The sequence below is a fragment of the Kribbella sp. VKM Ac-2568 genome (assembly GCF_004345365.1).
GTDB classification, from domain to species: domain Bacteria; phylum Actinomycetota; class Actinomycetes; order Propionibacteriales; family Kribbellaceae; genus Kribbella; species Kribbella orskensis.
On the sequence record NZ_SLVF01000001.1, the window covers coordinates 137207 to 155015 of the forward strand.

A 17809-nucleotide genomic window follows, 5' to 3' on the forward strand; every position below is an offset into this window, starting at 1 on the left:
GGTGTCGTCCCTTTTCGGTACGGAAGTTGACCCGAGCGGATACAGGCGCCCAGCTCGGTGACACCGAGTTCAGTTCGGGAAGCTCGCCCAGCACGCCGCTGATGTGATTTCGTGGGTCTGTGACCGGAATCGAGTGTCAGCGGTCGTGCCAAACAAGAGGTGAGGTGTCGAGGGCGGCTTCGGCGAAGCGGCGGTCCAAGGGGTTGGATTCGGGCCCGAGAGGATTCGGTCCAGCCATGTACGTGCCGGCAGTCGGCTTCGCGGTATTCGACAGCCTGCATGAGGCATTCGAGGCGATCGGCGTCTTGGCGCAACGGGCCGCGATGATCTCGGCTATCTCCTACTCCAGGACGACCTCGCAGAGCTCCTGGCTGCGGGTTGGTCGGGGCGATCCGCTCATTACTCGGGATACCCAGCAACCGAGAATTGCCGGTTGGGCGGCCGCAGTACTCGTGTTACGTCCGAAGAAGTGCGGAGGCGTCTCCGCACTTCTTCGGTCGTAAGAGTCAGGAAGAGAACCTTACTTCTTGACTGTTTTGTTGTATTGGTCGATTTGGGGCTTGATGGAGTCGGCTGCTGCCTTCATGGCTTGGGTGGGGTCGGTGCCTAGGACTGCCTTCTCCAGGCCGTCTTCGGAGGCCTTGCGGGACTGGGGCATGACGCCGAGGATGCAGCCGGAGGAGGCGTTGGAGGGCTTGGTGTTGTGGAGTTGGGTGATGGCGGTGGTGAACTGCGGGTACTGCGCCACCCAGGCCTTGTCCTCGGGGAGGTCGAGGGCCTTGGAGTTGATCGGGAAGTAGCCGGTGCCGGTGTGCCAGGCAGCCTGCTGCGCCGGGGAGGACGCGAACTTCACGAACTCCCAGGAGGCGCGCTTCTCGGCGTCGGAGTGACCTGGGCCGTCGACCCACAGGGAGGCGCCGCCGATGATCGGGCCGCCGGTGTCCGAGGCGGTGATCTTCGGGAACGGCGCGGTCAGTACGGTGAACTTGCCCTTCGCCGCGTCCAGGTAGCCGCGCAGCGCGCCGGTCGACTCCAGGTGCATCGCGGAGGTGCCGGACTTGAACACCGCCTGCGCGTCATCGGTCTTCTTGCCGGTGTTCGGCATGTAGCCGAGCTTGACCATCTGCTGGTACCAGGTGGCCACCTTGACGCCCTGCTCGTCCGCGAAGTTCACCTGGGTGGCGAGGTCCTTGCGGCCGTTCTCGTTGTCGCAGTACGTCGTACCGGACTGGGCGATCAGCTGCTCCATGAACCAGCCGTAGATCGCGGCGTTGAAGCCGTACTGGACCGTCTTGCCACCCTGCTTGATGGTGAGCTTCTTCGCGGCTTCCATGATCTCGTCGAGGTTCGTCGGCGGCTTCGCAGGGTCCAGCCCGGCCTTCACGAACGCTTCCTTGTTGATGTACAGCAAGGGCATCGACGTGTTGAACGGCATCGAGTTGAGCTTGCCGTCGATCGAGTAGTAGTTCGCGATGTTCGGCTCGATCGAGTCCAGCGTGTAGCCGTCCTTGTCGGCGAAGCTCTGCACCGGCACGGTCTGCTTGGAGTCGATCATGAACCGCGAACCGATGTCGTAGATCTGGACCACCGAGGGCGTGTTGCCCTGCTGCACGGAGGTCTTGTACTTCGTGATCGTCTCGTCGTAGTCGCCCTGGTAGACGGCGGTGACCTCGATCTTGCCCGTGTGCTCGGCGTTGAACGCCTTCACCAGCTTGTCGACGGCCTCGCCGTTCGCGCCTTTCATTCCGTGCCAGAAGGTCACCTTGGTGACGCCGGTGGCCTTGTCCAGCGCGTCCGCGCCGGGAGCGTCCTGGCCGCCGCTCGCGGTGTCGCCGCTGGAGTCGCCGCCACCGCAGCCGGCGGCGACCAGCGCCACCACTGCCAGCAGGGTTGCCGCGGTCGCCGTACGCCGTTGTCGGACAGATCGCATCGCTGTGCCTCTTTTCATCGAACGCTCACTTACCGGATCGCGCCCGCGGTCAGGCCGCGGACGATGAAGCGCTGGCCGAAGATCACGATGGCCAGGGTGGGAAGGATGGACAGGGTGACGCCGGCCAGGATCAGGCCCGGGTCGGCCGCTTCGACGTCGTTCAGCTGGCTGATGCCGATCTGCAGCGTCCGCCGGTTGGCGTTGTCGCCGATCAGCAGCGGCCAGAAGAACTGGTTCCAAGCGGCCAGGAAGACGTACAGGCCGACCGCCATCAGGGCCGGCTTGTTCAGCGGCAGCAGGATCCGCCGGATGAAGCGCCAGTGGCCGCACCCGTCGATCACGGCCGCGTCCCGCAGTTCGGTCGGGAACTGCAGGAACGACTGCCGCAGCAGGAAGACTCCGAACGCGTTCGCCAGGAACGGCAGCACCAGCGCGATCATCGTGCCCGCGTACGACGTGGTCAGCCGCTGGCCGCCGAGCTCCCAGCCGGTGATGGTCAGGTAGTTCGGCAGCACGATCGACTCCCACGGCACCATCAGCGTGGCCAGGAACAACCCGAACAGGAGGGTCCGGCCCCACATCTTCATGAAGACGAACGCGTACGCCGCGAGCACGCTGGTGATCAGCTGGCTGAGCGTGATCACCGAGGTCTGCAGGATCGAGTTCAGGTACTGCCGGCCGATCGCGGTGGTGGAGGTGGCCCCCTCGTAGTTGCCGGTGAACACGCCGTGCGGGAACAGGTCCGGGGGATACGCGGAGATCTGCCCCGGCGACATGATCGAGCCCGCGATCACGTAGTACACCGGGAAGATCACCGCGAGCGCGGCGACCACCAGTACGGCGTACGTGACGAGTCGTCCGACGGTCAGCTTCCTCACTTGTAGTGCACCCGCCTCTCGAGTACGCCGAACTGGATCGCCGTACAGGCGAGCAGGATGACGAGCAGCACGATCGCCTGCGCCGAGGCGGCGCCGAAGTCGCTGGCGTTGTTGGCGAAGGCGGTGTGGTAGATCGAGTACACGAGCGTCTTGGTGGACTGCTCGGGTCCGCCTTCGGGGGTGAGGATCTTGATCTGGCCGAAGCCCTGCAGCGACTGGATGGTCGAGATCACGATCAGGAAGAACAGCTGCGGACCGAGCATCGGCACGGTGATGAACCGGGCCGCCCGCCAGCCGCCGGCGCCGTCCAGGGTGGCTGCCTCGTTGATCTCGGTCGGGATCGCCCCGATCCCGGCCGACAGCACCAGCACGTTGTAGCCGATGCTCATCCAAACGGTGGTGATCGAGACGCTGATCAGCGCCCATTCAGGGTCGGTCAGCCAGCCGATCCGGTCCACCCCGAACCGGCCGAGCAGCCCGTTGGCCAGGCCGATCGCCGGGTTGTAGATGGTCGCGAAGATGACCGACGCGCTGGCCACCGAGAAGGCGAACGGCAGCGCGAAGGCGGTCCGGAAGATCCGGATCCCCCTGATGTGCTGCTCCAGCAGCAGCACGATCGCCAGCCCGCCGAGCACGCCCGGGATCACGGTCAGCAGCACGAACGCGAAGGTGACCCAGAGGATGTGCCGGAACTCCGCGCTGCCGAGCATGTCGCGGTAGTGCTGCAGCCCGACGAACGCGTCCGGGCGGCCGAACAGGTCGGAGCCGTGCAGGGACAGCGAGACGGACTTGCCGAGCGGCCAGACGATGAAGAGGGCGAAGATCACCACGCAGGGCAACAGCATCAGCCAGGAAGCCACTGAGCCGGCGGTCGGCCGCCTGCCAGGGCGGCGGACCGGTGCGGAAGTGGCGGCCGGCCGGCTGCCGGGGCGGGCCGGTGCGGAAGTTGTAGTCAAGCGAATACCTCCAGTCAAGGCGCAGTCTTACACCGCGCAGGGCTCACGCAGCCCGGTCCATGCGTCCGGTGACCGCTCGCGCCTGCGCACCCGCGGACGAGATGCCCTAGGCTCATGCGTCGTGAAGGTTCTAGTCATCGGCTCTGGCGGCCGCGAACATGCACTGGTCTGGGCACTGAGCCAGGACCCTGATGTCGAGCAGGTCGTCGCGGCCCCGGGCAACCCTGGCATCGCGGCGTTGCAACCGGCGTACGACGGACAAACGGTCGTTTGCCGACCGGTGGACATCTCGGACCAGGACGCGGTGGTCGCCCTGGCGACCGAGGTCGGCTGCGATCTGGTGGTCGTCGGGCCGGAGGCGCCGCTGGTCGCCGGGCTCGCCGATCCGCTCCGCGCGGCGGGGATCGCGGTCTTCGGCCCGTCCGGGGAGGCAGCCCAGATCGAGGGGTCGAAGGCGTTCGCCAAGGACGTGATGGCCGCCGCGAGCGTGCCGACCGGCCGCGCCTACGTCTGTACCACGCCCGAGCAGGCCGCCGAGGCGATCGACGCCTTCGGCCCGCCGTACGTGGTGAAGGACGACGCACTCGCCGCGGGCAAGGGGGTGGTGGTCACCTCGGATCGCGAGGAGGCGCTCGCCCACGCGGCCGGCTGCGAGCAGGTGCTGATCGAGGAGTTCCTGGACGGCCCGGAGGTGTCGCTGTTCGCGATCACCGACGGCGTCACGGTGCTGCCGATGCAGCCCGCGCAGGACTTCAAGCGGCTCGCGGACAACGACGAGGGCCCGAACACCGGCGGGATGGGCGCCTACACACCGTTGCCCTGGGCACCGGAGAAGCTGGTCGAGCAGATCACCGAGAAGGTGCTCCAGCCGACCGTCGACGAGATGCGCCGCCGCGGTACGCCGTTCAGCGGGCTGCTCTACGCCGGCCTGGCGCTGACGTCGCGCGGCCTCCGGGTGATCGAGTTCAACTGCCGCTTCGGCGACCCCGAGACGCAGGCCCTGCTTCCGCTGCTGAAGACGCCGCTTGGCGGACTCCTCTATGCCGCGGCGACGGGCAGACTGGAGGATCAGGTACCGCTCAACTGGAGCATGGGCGCTTCCGTCGCCGTGGTGGTCGCCGCCAAGAAGTATCCGGTCAACCCCCGCAGCGGTGACGTGATCACCGGCATCGAGCAGGCCGAGGCGGGTGGCGTCCGCGTCTTCCACGCGGGTACGGCGGTCGAGGACGGCGAGCTGGTCACCGCCGGCGGCCGGGTCCTCGCGGTCACCGCGACCGGCAAGAACCTGGACGAGGCTCGCCAGCGCGCATATGCCGGCGTCGGCCAGATCCTCATCAAGGGCTCCCAGCACCGCACCGACATCGCCCTGAAGGCATCCCGCGGCGAGATCGAGCTCGCCCAGTAGGAGTCCACTGAGAACGCCGCGACCCACACGGTTGCGGCGTTCTGTCATTCCCCAGGCTCGATGCAACCTTCGGCGGGGTTCGGGTGTGTAGGTGTCATGGGGACGATCCTGGGGGCGGCCGAAGAGGTACCGACCGAGCCAACCGTGGTACCGGAGCAGAGGTACCGATGGTTGTGGAGATGACGACCTCGCGGCAGGTGGCGGGTTCACACGCCGCCCTGCGTCCAGGGCACTTGATCACCGTCACCGTCCCGCCGGGACCTGGTCATCCCGCCTCCAACGGCCCCCGGGTCGTACGACCTCTGCACCCACAAAGCCCCAACGACATCCTGCGCTCGCCTGGTCGTCGCCGAATGAGGGAACCTGGCGGCGCGGTCGGGGGTGTGGAAGAACATGAGGCTGACGGAGACCGAAGAAGCCGCGCTGCGTGAGTTCTACACGGCGCAGCAGCCGCGGCTCGTCGGCGTCATCACGCTGCTCACCGGCTCACGGGCTGAGGCCGAGGACATCGTCCAGGAGGCGTTCGTCCGGCTGGTGCCGCGCTGGCAGAAGATCTCGCGGTACGAGTCACCAGAGGCCTGGGTCCGCCTGGTCGCGGTCCGGCTCGCCGCGAACCGGCACCGGAATGCGGCCCGCTTCGCCGTACTCCTGCGCCGGGTGCCGCCGACCGCAGTACGGGATCCGGCAGACGGCGACGGCATCGACCTCGAGCGGGCTCTCGCCGAACTCCCGATGCCGGCCCGGCAGGTCGCCGTGCTGTTCCACGTGTGCGATCTGAGCGTCGCACAGATCGCCGAGGCCCTCGGCGTCGCGGAAGGCACGGTCAAATCCAGGCTGTCGAGAGCCCGCCAGGCGCTCTCCCAGTCGCTGACCCTGAGGAGTACCGACCATGGCTGACCTCGCCCAGGATCTCCGCACCCTCGCCGACCATCACGCTGAGCAGGCGACCGGCGACTTCCCCGCAGTGCTGGCCGGGGCTGGCGCTCGCCGTCGCCAGCGATTTCGGTGGTCCGCCGCGGTCAGCGTGGCGCTGGCGGTCGCCGCCGTCGCTGCGCTGTCGCCGTGGAGTGCGACAGACGGCACGCAGGATCCCGTCATCAACACGCCGACCCTGGATCCTAGATGGGCCGGGACGATGACGATCACCCCTGCGACAGCCCACCCCGGCCAGGAGATCTCGCTGACCTTCCCACCCAAGTCTTTCCGGGGGCTGGCGTTCACGATCTCCGATGCCACCGACCGCTCCAAGGTCCTCTACTACCTCAGCTCCGACCGCTATGCGGGCCCCACGAACAACGGCGTCCCCGTCCCACCCCGCCCCGGCTGGTGGAAGGCCGGCGACCCCGGCGGCGGCTGGCGCGCCATCGGTGTCAACGGCCCAGGCCCCGACCACCTGATCGTCCCGACCACGATCACCGACGGCACCTACCTGCTCTGCATCATGGAAGACCGAGCAGTCGCCGACGCCTGCGCCCTGCTGACGGTGAAGCGCTGAGGTCGGTGTACGGAGTGACAGGTAGTACTGGGATGGTCGCCGAGGTTCGAGGCGTACTCCAAGCCCGGCGGTGGTCTACCCGGCGAGTACTTCCTGTCCTCCGGTACACCGGCGGGTCGGCGTCACCGAGGATCCGCCAGGGTCGACCCGCCGTACCGGGCGACTCGTGGTACCAGGGAGAATGGGGGACGTGTCGACTCCCAGGAAGCCTCGGATCCCTAACGTTCTTGCTGCTCGTTATGCCAGCTTGTCGATGGCTGAGTTGTGGTCGCCGGAGCACAAGATCGTGCTCGAGCGGCGGTTGTGGCTAGCGGTGCTGAGCGCTCAGAAGGACTTCGGGGTCGCCGTGCCGGACGGGGTGATCGAGGACTACAGCCGGGTGGCGGACCAGGTCGACCTGGAGTCGATCGCTGCCCGTGAGCGGGTCACGCGGCACGACGTGAAGGCACGGATCGAGGAGTTCAACGCCCTCGCCGGGCACGAGCACGTGCACAAGGGCATGACGAGCCGCGACCTGACCGAGAACGTCGAACAGTTGCAGATCCGCGCGAGCCTGGAGCTCGTCCGCGATCGCGCGGTGGCGACCGTCGTACAGCTGGGGCAGAAGGCGGCGGATCACGCGGCACTGGTGATGACCGGGCGCTCGCACAACGTCGCCGCGCAGGCGACCACGCTGGGCAAGCGGTTCGCGTCGGCAGCCGACGAGCTGCTGGTGGCGATCGCGCGGCTCGAGGAGCTGATCGACCGGTACCCGCTGCGCGGTATCAAGGGCCCGGTCGGTACTTCGCAGGACATGCTCGACCTGTTCGGCGGGGACGAGAAGCTGCTCGCCGGGCTGGAGTCGGAGGTGGCTCAGCACCTCGGGTTCCGCCGGACGCTGACCAGCGTCGGCCAGGTCTACCCGCGGTCCCTCGACTACGAGGTGGTCACCGCGCTGGTGCAGCTGGCGGCCGGGCCGTCCAGTCTGGCGACCACGATCCGGCTGATGGCCGGGCACGAGCTGGTCACCGAGGGTTTCAAGGAGGGCCAGGTCGGCTCGTCCGCGATGCCGCACAAGATGAACACCCGGTCCTGCGAGCGGGTGAACGGCCTGGCCGTGATCCTGCGCGGGTACGCCTCGATGACCGGCGAGCTGGCCGGCAACCAGTGGAACGAGGGTGACGTCTTCTGTTCCGTCGTACGGCGGGTCGCGCTGCCGGACGCGTTCTTCGCGCTGGACGGGCTGTTCGAGACGTTCCTGACGGTGCTCGACGAGTTCGGCGTCTACCCGGCCGTGGTGGCGCGTGAGCTGGAGCGGTACCTGCCGTTCCTCACCACCACCAAGGTGCTGATGGCCGCGGTGAAGAACGGCGTCGGCCGGGAGACCGCGCACGAGGTGATCAAGGAGCACGCGGTCGGGACGGCGCTGGACCTGCGCAAGGGGCTGCCGGGCAACGACCTGTTCCGGCGGCTCGGCGAGGACGGCCGGCTCGGCCTGACGGAGGAGCAGATCGTCGGGATCGTCGGCGAGCCGCTGTCGTTCACCGGCGCGGCGCTCGCCCAGGTGAACAGCGTGGTCGCCTCGATCGACCTGCTCGCGAAGCGCTACCCCGAAGCCGCCGCCTACACGCCGGGTGACATCCTCTAGCTCGTGTTCGATCCGCTCACCTGGGCCCTGGTCGCCCTGTCGCTGGCCGCGATGGTCTTCGCTGTGGTGCTGGCTGCCCTCGATCGCCGGATCAACTGGTGGTTGCTCGGTCTGCTCGGTGTCGTCGAGGCTGCGCTGCTGGCCCAGTTGGTGGTCGGGATCGTCCAGCTCATCGGCACTGACCGGGACGTGTCGGGGCCCTTCTTCGTCGGGTATCTGATCGGCGCGCTGATCGTCCTGCCGGTTGGCGCCCTGTGGGCCCTGGCGGAGAGCAGTCGCTGGGGAGCGGGCGCGCTGGCGGTCGCCTGTCTGGTGATCCCGGTGCTGGAACTCCGGCTGCACGACATCTGGGTCGCCTGAGATGGCGGATGCGGAGGCGACCAGGCACGGGCCCGGCCGGATCCTGATCGCGGTGTACGGGATCTTCGCGTTGGCGGCGACCTCGCGGGCCGCGGTACAGATCGCGACCCAGTTCTCCGAGGCGCCGATCGCTTACATCCTGTCGGCCGTTGCCGCGGTCATTTACTGCGCGGCCACCTTCGCGTTGGCGAAGGCTACGGTCGTCTCCCGCAAGGTCGCGTACGTCGCGATCGTGGTCGAGCTCGTCGGCGTTCTCACGATCGGCGTGTTCAGCTACCTGGCGCCCGAGGACTTCCCGGACCAGACCGTCTGGTCCCACTTCGGCCAGGGGTATTTCTTCATCCCGGTCGTCCTCCCGGTCCTCGGCCTCCTCTGGCTCCGGCGTACCGCTAGTGGGACGCGTTGAGCTGACCCGCCAGCCGGTCGCGGCGCTCGGCGCTGGCCGGGTTGAGGCCGATGATCTCGACGGTCTTGCCGTAGCGCTGGTACTTCGTCGTGATGGCGTCCAGGGTGGCGACCGTCGAGGCGTCCCAGATGTGCGAGTCGGTGAGGTCGATCAGCACCGTCGCCGGGTCGTGCAAGTAGTCGAACTGGTAGACCAGGTCATTGCTTGAGGCAAAGAAGAGCTCGCCGGTCACCTTGTAGACCTTGGTGTTCTCGTCAGGCTGGGCGATCTCGGCCACCTGGGTGAAGTGGGCCACCCGCCGGGCGAACAGCACCATCGCGACCAGCACGCCGACGACGACGCCGATGGCGAGGTTGTGGGTCGCGACGACCACGATCACGGTCGCCACCATCACCGTGGTCTCGCTGCGCGGCATCCGGCGTAAGGTCCGCGGGCGGATGCTGTGCCAGTCGAAGGTGCCGACCGAGACCATCACCATCACCGCGACCAGGGCGGCCATCGGGATGTCGCCGACGATGTCGCCGAGCCCGACCACGAGGATGAGCAGGAACGCCCCGGCGAGGAAGGTGGACAGCCGGCTGCGGCCGCCGGACGCCTTCACGTTGATCATCGTCTGGCCGATCATCGCGCAGCCGCCCATCCCGCCGAACAACCCGGTGATGACGTTGGCGGCGCCCTGTCCCCAGGCCTCCCGGGTCTTCGACGATGGGGTGTCGGTGACGTCGTCGACGAGCTTGGCCGTCATCAACGACTCCAGCAGGCCGACGAGCGCCATCCCCAGGGCGTACGGCGCGATGATGCGCAGGGTTTCGAGGTTCAGCGGGACGTTCGGCCAGAACAGCGACGGCAGGCTGTCCGGCAGCTTGCCCTCGTCGCTGACGGTCGGAACCCCGACCGACGCAACCGTCACGAGTACCGAGAGCACCACGATCGCGACCAGCGGTGCGGGCACCGCCTTGGTCAGTCTGGGCAGTCCCACCAGGATGACGATGCCCGCGGCCACCAGCGGATAGACCGCCCACGGTACGTCGATCAGGTGCGGCAGCTGAGCGAGGAAGATCAGGATCGCCAGCGAGTTGACGAAGCCGACCATCACCGAACGCGGAATGAACCGCATCAGCCTGGCCACCCCGAGGACGCCCAGGACGATCTGGATCACCCCGGCCAGCAGCACCGTGGCGATCAGGTAGTCGAACCCGTGGTCGCGCATCACCGGCGCGATCACCAGCGCCACCGCGCCGGTCGCCGCCGAGATCATCGCCGGCCGGCCGCCGAGGAACGCGATCGACACCGCCATCGTGCAGGAGGCGAACAGGCCGACCCGCGGATCGACGCCCGCGATGATCGAGAAGCTGATCGCCTCGGGGATCAGCGCCAGCGCGACCACCAGCCCCGCCAGTACTTCGACGCGCAGCCGCTGCGGCGACCGGAGTACGGCGCGCAGCGAGGTGATGTCGGACGCGGGCATGGCTGACCCGGGCGTCAGCGAGGGCATCGGGTACTCCAGGCAGGTCTGGGCGGCGGCCTTCCGGCCGGGCGGTGTACGGCGCCTCGTCGCGCCAGGGGACGGCGTCTCAGCGGCGCCGGGGGCAGAGCGGGTGCCTCCTGGCACCGGGTGGGATCGGCTCGAATTCTATCCGAGCAGGCGGTTGCGGCCGCGGGCGGACCGCTGCGGTGGACTCCCAGGGAACTGCCAGCCGAGCGCAGGGGCTGGCTAAGGTTCGCCGGACAACATCGGTGACATGCAGATACCAGGTCGCCATCGGGTCGAGATCGTCGTACCCGTTCTGAATGAGGAGTACGACCTCGGCCCGAACGTCCGGCGGCTCCGGGAATTCCTGGACACCGCGTTCCCGTTCCCGGCCGAGGTCTGCATCGCCGACAGCGGCAGCACCGACGCCACCTGGGAGATCGGCTGCCAGTTGGCGGCCGAATTGCCCGGGGTCCGGATCGTCCGGCTAGAGCAGCGGGGCCGTGGCCGCGCGCTGAAGCGGGCCTGGTCCGAGAGCACGGCCGACGTGCTCGCCTACATGGACGTTGACTTGTCGACAAATCTGAACGCGCTGCTGCCGCTGGTCGCGCCGTTGCTGGCCGGCCACAGCGACGTTGCCATCGGCACCCGTCTGGTCCCTGCCTCCCGGGTGGTCCGGCGGCCGCTGCGGGAGTTCATCTCGCGCGGCTACAACCTCTTGCTGCGGGCGACTCTGGGCCAGCGGTTCTCCGACGCGCAGTGCGGGTTCAAGGCCATCCGTGCCGATGTGGCGGCGGAGCTGTTGCCGCTCGTGCAGGACACCGAGTGGTTCTTCGACACCGAACTGCTGGTGCTGGCCGAGCGCGCGGGGCTGCGGATCCACGAGGTCCCGGTCGATTGGGTGGACGACCTGGACTCGCGGGTCGCCATCGTCAAGACGGCGGTCGAAGACCTCCGCGGAATCGCCAGGCTGAGCAGAGATCTCGGCCGCGGCCGCATCGCGCTCGAGCCGGTGCGGCAAGCCTTCGGACGTCCCGCGATCGCCGATCCGCGGACCGCCCTGGCTACTCGCGTACTGCGCTTCGCCGGTATCGGCGTGCTGAGCACCGTCGCCTATGCCCTGCTGTACCTCGGGCTGCGCCACGCGATGCCGGCCCAGGTCGCCAACGTTCTCGCGCTGCTCATCACCGCCGTCGGGAACACCGCGCTGAACCGCCGGATCACCTTCGGCGTCCGCGGCGTGGAGAACCGCGGCCGCCACCAGTTGCGCGGCCTGGTCACCTTCGCCATCGGGTGGAGCCTGACCGCCTCGTCGCTGTGGTTGCTGCACACGGCGGTCGCAGTACCGGCTCCGGGCGTCGAGATCGCGGTACTCACGGTCGCCAACCTGGCCGCCACGGTGGTCCGGTTCTGCCTCTTCCAGACCTGGATCTTCGACGACGACGCGCCCACCCTTCCCACCTTCGAACCCCCGGCGGTTCTCGACACCACCCGGAGCAACTGATGAGCACGATCACCGAACCCCATACCGTCCCCCCGGCATCCCAGGATGCCGGCGGCCGGGCGGGACCCCGCGCTTTCGTCACGGGGTACTCGATCAGCCGCGAGAAGATGCTGTACGGCGGACTGTTGTTGCTGACAGCAATCGCCTATCTGTGGGGGCTGTCCAAGAACGGCTATGCCAACGAGTACTACGCGGCCGCCGTACAGGCTGGTTCCACCAGCTGGAAGGCCTGGTTCTTAGGGGCTTTCGACTCGTCGAGCTTCATCACGGTGGACAAGACGCCCGCCTCGCTATGGGTGATGGGGTTGTCCGGGCGGATCTTCGGGTTCGGTGTGTGGAGCATGCTGATCCCGCAGGCGTTGATGGGCGTCGCGAGTGTCGCCTTCCTGTACGTGTCCGTGCGGCGGTGGTTCTCAGCGAACGCGGCTCTCCTCGCGGGGGCGATCCTGGCGCTGACGCCGGTCGCCGTACTGATGTTCCGCTTCAACAACCCGGACGCGCTGTTGATCCTGCTCCTTGTGGCGGGTGCTTGGGCCGTCACGCGGGCGATCGACTCGGAGCGGCATGCTGCGCGGTGGATGGCGCTGGCGGGCGTGCTGGTGGGCTTCGGGTTCCTGACGAAGATGCTCCAGGCGTTCCTGGTGCTGCCCGCGTTCGGCTTGGCGTATCTGATCGCAGGTAAGCCTGCGCTCGGGAAGCGGCTGCTGCACAGTCTGGGGGCGTTGGCCGCTCTGGTGGTCAGTGCCGGCTGGTGGATCGCGATCGTGGAGTTGATGCCGGCATCGGCTCGGCCGTACATCGGCGGATCGACGACGAACAGCATTCTCGAGCTGACCCTTGGCTACAACGGACTCGGGCGGCTGACGGGCAACGAGACCGGTTCTGTCGGCGGTGGCGTCGGAAACCCCGGTTGGGGTGGCGCAACGGGACTGCAGCGGCTGTTCGGCGGGGAGTTCGCCAGCCAGATCGCTTGGCTGTTGCCGACGGCGTTGTTGGCGACGATCGTGCTGGTGGTCGCAGCGGGCCGTGCGGGACGTACTGACAAGACTCGGGCGTTCGCGGTTCTGTGGGGTGGGTGGCTGGTCGTCACCGGGCTGGTCTTCAGCTACATGCAGGGGATCATCCACAGCTACTACATGATCGCGCTCGCTCCGGCGATCGGTGCCCTGATCGGGGCCGCCGCGATGGTGCTGTGGCGTCGGCGGGCGGAGTGGTTGCCGCGCGCAGCTCTTGCCGGCGGCGCCTTGCTGACGGCCGGGTGGAGCTTCTCCTTGCTGCAGGCAACACCTACCTGGTTGCCGTGGTTGCGCTGGACGATCCTGATCGCCGGGGTCGCGGCTGCTGGGTTGGTACTGATCCTGCCGGAGCTCGAGCTGCGTCGTACGACGGTCCGGCGGGCCGGGTTGTTCGCCGCCACCTTGCTGGCGTTGACGGCGCTCGCGGGACCTGCGGCGTACTCGATCCAGACCATCAGCACGGCCCACGCCGGCGCCCTCCCGTCGGCCGGACCGGCGAGCGCAGGCGGCCGGATGGGCGGAGGCGGCGGCCCGATGGGCGCACCTCCCGGCCAGGGCGGCACCGGTACGACGAACGGCCAGGGTGGAACCGGTACTACGAACGGGCAAGGCGCGCCGGGCACCACGAACGGCCAGGGTGGAACCACCGGTCAGGGCGGGACCGGGACGACCGGGCGCGGACAGGCTGGCGCCGGCGGCTTCCTCGGCGGTGGTGGTATCAGCGGGGTGTCCAGTGAGCTGGTGACGCTGCTGCAGCAGGGCGCCAAGGGGTACACCTGGGCCGCCGCGGCAGTCACAGCGAACGGGGCGGCGCCGGTGCAGATCGCTGCCGAGGTCCCGGTGATGGCGATCGGCGGCTTCAACGGAACCGACGCGGCGCCGACCCTGGCTCAGTTCCAGGAACTGGTTGCCCAGGGCAAGATCCACTACCTCATCGGCTCCGGTGGTGGCGGCTTCGGCGGCGGTCGCGGCGGCACCTCGAGCGAGATCAGCACCTGGGTGGCCGAGAACTTCCAGGCCCAGACCGTCGGCTCCACCACCATCTACGACCTCACCACCAACTGACAATCCGGAGTTAGCGATGACACAGAACCCCACTGGCACCCCGTCCCACCCGAACGTCCCAGACTGGGTCACCAACCCGCAGCCGTCAGCAGGAACCCCGACGCCTGCTACCGGCCCCGGGCAGCCGGGACACGGACGGGGAGAGCAGCAGTGGCAAGCAGCCCGCCACGGAGCCCAAACACCAGGCAACCCGAGTGTCGGCTCGGCCGCGAGCCACCCTGGAACCGGAGTGCCGTCTGCGGCGGACACCGGAGTGCCGGCCGCGGCGGGTGCCACAGGCACCGGAGTACCGGGTGATGCGTCGGCCGCGGCGCCGAAGAGTCGGTGGCGGTCTGGGGATGGGAAGCCGACTGGAGTTGTCCTTGCGGGGGCCGGGTCGCTGCTGGCTGTGCTGGCGTTCCTCGGCGGGACGGCGGTTGGGCATGCGTGGGGGAGCTCGGGGAGTGGGACTGGGCAGACGCAGTTCAACGGGCCTGGCGGCGGGTTCCGGCAGCTTCCGCAGGGCACCCAGCCTGGTCAGGGCACCCAGCAGGCGCCCGGCACGCAGCAGGGCCAGGGAACGGCCCCGGGCACGCAGGGGCAAGGGACAGCTCCCGGCGACGGGACGCAGGGAACTGTGCCCGGGCAAGGGACAGCTCCCGGCGACGGGACGCAGGGGACTGTGCCCGGGCAGGGGACGGCGCCCGGCGACGGGACGCAGGAGTCGGGCGCAGTACCTCCGGGACAGCAGGTGCCTGGGCAGAGCACGCAGTCCGACGGTCAGACAAAGACCACCTGACAGGTGGTCCGACGGGCAGGCCAAGGACCACCTGACAGGCTTGAATGGCAGGGACTGTCATCTGGTGCGTAGCACCATTTAGGCGAGGCGGGAGCGTGTTGCTCACGGAGGGCGAGAGGAGCGACACGCTTCATGCGTTCGTTTGAGTGAATGGTGGGGTAAGGATCGGGACGTGGAATGGTCGAACGTCACCTGGTTCCTGACCGCGCTGGGCGCGGTCGTCGTGCTGTTGACGCGCGTCCGGCTCGGAGGTGAGAGCGCGAGTGAGACGCGGTCGAGCGGCGTGGCGAGCTTTTCCGGTGCCCTGGTACGGGTGCATACCACCGTCGGTGTGCTCACCTTGCTGGCCTGGATCGCCGCCCTCGTGATCGCGCGCCGCGAGATCGCTCTCGTGGCGCTGGTCGGTTGGTGGCTGCTGGCAATCGTCGGACTGTTGCTGCTGGCCCGTTGGCTCCCGAGCGCGAGCAAACACGCCAAGGACAAGGCGACCGACGCCTGGGGCTCCGGTGCCGGGCTCTCCCTGCTCGGCCACGTGGGCATGGTCGTCGGCGTCGCCTACTTCACCTTCATCACCGTCACGGACCGCCTTTGAGTCAACCGCCCGAAGCAAGACGGTCGTGAGTCAGGAGGTGCGGAACAGACCCAGCCGGAGCGCGCGGAAGGTGGTGCTCGGCTGGCTGAGCGAGCCGGGATGGGCGAGCCGGGATGGGCGAGCCGGGCAGCGTTGACGACTACGCGCAGCTGTTCGAAGTACGAGTGCGCGGGCTGGTCGGGGGCTGGCCGGAGCGCAGGTACTCCGACGGATCGGCGGTGCGGGTCACTCACTCGGGAAGGTCCGCAATGCTGGCCGTCGGGGCGAGTGGGCGCACGACGCCTCGCCCGGCGTGGCGTGATCTTCGGTTGCCCTGTCCGGACGAGGTGCGCTGCGTCGTGGGACCTCAGCCCGGTCGGGCGCACGGCGGTCCTGTCCTTGGCTCGGTGGACCGCACGACGGAAGGGCGCCAGTCCCGGTCGGTGGTAGCCGGTGGCGGGTTGTCGGCGTGGTGCAGCGCCCGGTGGCCTGGGGGCGGGTCGCCGGGTGGACGGGTGTGTTTGCCGGAGGCCGGGTCGGGTGGGTCGGTGTCTGCCCAGGGGTCGAACTGTGCGACCGCGGTGTTCGCGGTGGTGGTGGGTGCCGGGTCGTGGGCGTGGTTCCGGACAGGGCCGGGCGACGCCGCAGCTCCGCCGTAGCTGCTGGCGGGGGTGCGGTACCGGGTTCGGGTGGGGCTGGGCTCGGCCCAGGCGGGGCGGGCGACGGTGACGGTGCCGTGGTGGAGGGTGATGGTCCAGTGGCCGTGGTGGGTGTCGATGTGGTGGCGGCGGCAGAGCAGGACCAGGTTGGTCAGGGCGGTCGGGCCGTTGTCGATCCAGGAGATCAGGTGGTGGGCGTCGCAGAAGATCGGCGGCGCCTTGCACACCACGCAGCCCTTGTCGCGGGCGTTCAGGGCGCGGCGCATGGCGCGGTTGACGAAGCGTTGGGCCATGCCGACGTCGAGGGGTTCGGAGTTCGCGCCGAGCACGATCGGGATGATCTGCGCCTCGCACGCCAGCCGCCGGATCGCGCCCGCGGACAGTCCCTCGCCGTGCACCAGCGTCCCGACCGCGTGGGCTCCGGCGTCGGTGAGGTCTTTGAGGTCGATGGTGATCGTGATGTGTGCTTTCGGGCCGTGCCCGGCCTCCGCCGCGGCGCCACTCGCGGCGGCACGAGTCTGGGTGGCGCTACCGGCCGCCGCTGGCGTGCCGTTGCCGCTGGGCGATCCGGCGGTCTCGGCATCGTCCAGGGTTGCTCCGACCGGGTCGGCCGGGTCGGCCGGGTTGGGTGGGCCGGCTGCGGTGGTGATGGCGTTGGAGGCGACGTTGAGCACGTCGGTGAGGGCGTCGGCGCGGCGCTTGTCGGGGCCGCGCGGGTCCAGCTCACCGGTGACGGTCTTGCGGGGTTTCGCACCATCGAGGATGAGGGCCTGGAACAGTTCGGCGTTCTCGTTGGCCAGGTAGCCACTGAACTTCACGCCCCGGTCCGCGGGCCTCACCCGCAACTCTTCCCGGGCATAGGCCTTGTCCTCTTCGGGAGCCGGCCCGTCGGCGTCCAGGAGGTCGCGGACCCGTCGGGCCGCCTTGCGCAGCTCCGACGGGGCAAAATGCCGACCTAGGCCGACGAGTTGCTGTTCGGCCACGGCCAGGTCCTCGACCGCGACGGTCTTGGGAACGTTCTCGAGTTCGGACACGATCGCCGCGGCCTGCGCCGGAGACAACACCACCCCCACACCCGGACCGGCTTCGGCGTCGGCCTCCTCGCCCGGGTCACTGTCCGGCTCTTCCGGATTGGCGTCTGCGTCGCTTCCGTCGGCGCCATCGGAGTCGGAGTCGGAGTCGGAGTCTGTGGCGGTGTCGTGTACGGGGTCGGGATTGACCGGTGGGAGGGCACTGGCGACGGCGGGGTACTTGCGCAGCGCCTTGGCCAAGGCCAGGTCACGCTTGATCACGCCCGGGTCCAGGCGGTGCCGGAACGCGAGCAGCCTCGCGGTATCACCCGCGCCGAGAGTGGCGGCGTGACCGGACGCGTCGTAGCCGGCCAGGACCTGCAGGCGGTAGGTCTGCAGCCGGGAGATCTCGGCGTGGAGCGCGTCGAGAGTGGACAGCTGTTCGCTGTCACTCATCGACCACACCGGCCGCTCGCCCAGGATCTCCATACCCCAGACCCTAGATGGCGGCTCGGACAGTTTCTGGTCCGGAAGGCCCTTATCTGTAAGGGATTCCGAAGATTGACCGGAACTGAACGGAGGCTACGGATCCGGACGAGTTGTCCACAACCCGACGCCACCTGTGGACCCGCGAGAAGGATCCTCGGCGTGTGCGGTCGCCGGGCGGAGCGCCGTACT

14 protein-coding genes are annotated in these 17809 nt (G+C 68.7%); 9 read left to right on the plus strand and 5 right to left on the minus strand.

The window, feature by feature from the left end:
• Positions 1-520: 520 nt before the first annotated feature.
• The 3 genes from EV648_RS00645 to EV648_RS00655 are packed head-to-tail and all read right to left on the minus strand — an operon-like array spanning position 521 to position 3764.
• Positions 521-1930 (minus strand): ABC transporter substrate-binding protein, encoded by a 1410-nt coding sequence (locus tag EV648_RS00645; protein WP_132283984.1) that lies wholly within the window; start codon positions 1928-1930, stop codon positions 521-523.
• A 29-nt stretch (positions 1931-1959) separates the two neighbouring features.
• Positions 1960-2808 (minus strand): carbohydrate ABC transporter permease, encoded by an 849-nt coding sequence (locus tag EV648_RS00650; RefSeq protein WP_132191925.1) that lies wholly within the window; start codon positions 2806-2808, stop codon positions 1960-1962.
• Positions 2805-3764, minus strand: a complete 960-nt coding sequence (locus tag EV648_RS00655) for a carbohydrate ABC transporter permease (protein WP_241994789.1) — start codon at positions 3762-3764, stop codon at positions 2805-2807. Before EV648_RS00655 ends, EV648_RS00650 begins: the two co-directional genes overlap by 4 nt.
• A 121-nt stretch (positions 3765-3885) precedes the next feature.
• Between EV648_RS00655 and purD the strand changes: the two genes are divergently transcribed.
• The 6 genes from purD (at position 3886) to EV648_RS00685 (ending at position 9057) form a co-directional block, all read left to right on the plus strand.
• A complete protein-coding gene (gene purD / locus EV648_RS00660; RefSeq protein WP_132283986.1) occupies positions 3886-5169 on the plus strand; it encodes a phosphoribosylamine--glycine ligase in 1284 nt (427 codons plus the stop codon).
• A gap of 393 nt (positions 5170-5562) precedes the next feature.
• Entirely contained in the window at positions 5563-6066 is a 504-nt protein-coding gene (locus tag EV648_RS00665) for a SigE family RNA polymerase sigma factor (RefSeq protein WP_132283988.1), read from the plus strand.
• Complete coding sequence (locus EV648_RS00670; protein ID WP_132283990.1) at positions 6059-6664, plus strand: hypothetical protein; 606 nt, start codon at positions 6059-6061, stop codon at positions 6662-6664. The genes EV648_RS00665 and EV648_RS00670 overlap by 8 nt, the downstream gene beginning before the upstream one ends.
• 181 nt (positions 6665-6845) lie before the next feature.
• Positions 6846-8291, plus strand: coding sequence for an adenylosuccinate lyase (gene purB, locus EV648_RS00675; protein ID WP_132283992.1), 1446 nt, complete (start codon positions 6846-6848; stop codon positions 8289-8291).
• Between the two features lie 3 nt (positions 8292-8294).
• The gene (locus tag EV648_RS00680; RefSeq protein WP_132283994.1) at positions 8295-8651 is read left to right on the plus strand and encodes a hypothetical protein; all 357 of its coding nucleotides are present in this window, start codon (positions 8295-8297) and stop codon (positions 8649-8651) included.
• Between the two features lies 1 nt (position 8652).
• Positions 8653-9057, plus strand: coding sequence for a hypothetical protein (locus tag EV648_RS00685; protein WP_132283996.1), 405 nt, complete (start codon positions 8653-8655; stop codon positions 9055-9057).
• Here the strand turns inward: EV648_RS00685 and EV648_RS00690 are convergent.
• Positions 9041-10525 carry a SulP family inorganic anion transporter gene (locus tag EV648_RS00690; protein ID WP_132285004.1) on the minus strand — a complete coding sequence of 495 codons (1485 nt, stop codon included), beginning with the start codon at positions 10523-10525 and terminating at the stop codon, positions 9041-9043. The genes EV648_RS00685 and EV648_RS00690 overlap by 17 nt on opposite strands.
• A 274-nt stretch (positions 10526-10799) precedes the next feature.
• Between EV648_RS00690 and EV648_RS00695 the strand changes: the two genes are divergently transcribed.
• The 3 genes from EV648_RS00695 to EV648_RS00705 all read left to right on the plus strand — a co-directional run bounded on the left by EV648_RS00695 (position 10800) and on the right by EV648_RS00705 (position 15483).
• On the plus strand, positions 10800-12032 hold the full coding sequence (locus EV648_RS00695; RefSeq protein ID WP_132283998.1) for a bifunctional glycosyltransferase family 2/GtrA family protein: 1233 nt from the start codon (positions 10800-10802) through the stop codon (positions 12030-12032).
• Positions 12032-14113, plus strand: a complete 2082-nt coding sequence (locus EV648_RS00700) for a glycosyltransferase family 39 protein (RefSeq protein WP_132284000.1) — start codon at positions 12032-12034, stop codon at positions 14111-14113. Before EV648_RS00695 ends, EV648_RS00700 begins: the two co-directional genes overlap by 1 nt.
• A gap of 950 nt (positions 14114-15063) precedes the next feature.
• Positions 15064-15483, plus strand: coding sequence for a hypothetical protein (locus EV648_RS00705; protein ID WP_132284002.1), 420 nt, complete (start codon positions 15064-15066; stop codon positions 15481-15483).
• Between the two features lie 346 nt (positions 15484-15829).
• On the opposite strand, the gene EV648_RS43715 is transcribed toward EV648_RS00705, so the two are convergent.
• Positions 15830-17620: an HNH endonuclease signature motif containing protein gene (locus EV648_RS43715; RefSeq protein ID WP_241994791.1), complete on the minus strand. Its 1791-nt coding sequence runs from the start codon at positions 17618-17620 to the stop codon at positions 15830-15832.
• Positions 17621-17809: the final 189 nt, after the last annotated feature.

Bases quoted from the DNA above. Each gene is read 5' to 3' on its own strand.
- EV648_RS00695 (WP_132283998.1), top strand. From the start codon at position 10,800: ATGCAGATACCAGGTCGCCATCGGGTCGAGATCGTCGTACCCGTTCTG.
- purB (WP_132283992.1), top strand. From the start codon at position 6,846: ATGGGGGACGTGTCGACTCCCAGGAAGCCTCGGATCCCTAACGTTCTT.
- EV648_RS00685 (WP_132283996.1), top strand. From the start codon at position 8,653: ATGGCGGATGCGGAGGCGACCAGGCACGGGCCCGGCCGGATCCTGATC.
- EV648_RS00665 (WP_132283988.1), top strand. From the start codon at position 5,563: ATGAGGCTGACGGAGACCGAAGAAGCCGCGCTGCGTGAGTTCTACACG.
- EV648_RS00645 (WP_132283984.1), bottom strand. From the start codon at position 1,930: ATGCGATCTGTCCGACAACGGCGTACGGCGACCGCGGCAACCCTGCTG.
- EV648_RS43715 (WP_241994791.1), bottom strand. From the start codon at position 17,620: ATGGAGATCCTGGGCGAGCGGCCGGTGTGGTCGATGAGTGACAGCGAA.
- EV648_RS00690 (WP_132285004.1), bottom strand. From the start codon at position 10,525: ATGCCCGCGTCCGACATCACCTCGCTGCGCGCCGTACTCCGGTCGCCG.
- EV648_RS00670 (WP_132283990.1), top strand. From the start codon at position 6,059: ATGGCTGACCTCGCCCAGGATCTCCGCACCCTCGCCGACCATCACGCT.
- EV648_RS00700 (WP_132284000.1), top strand. From the start codon at position 12,032: ATGAGCACGATCACCGAACCCCATACCGTCCCCCCGGCATCCCAGGAT.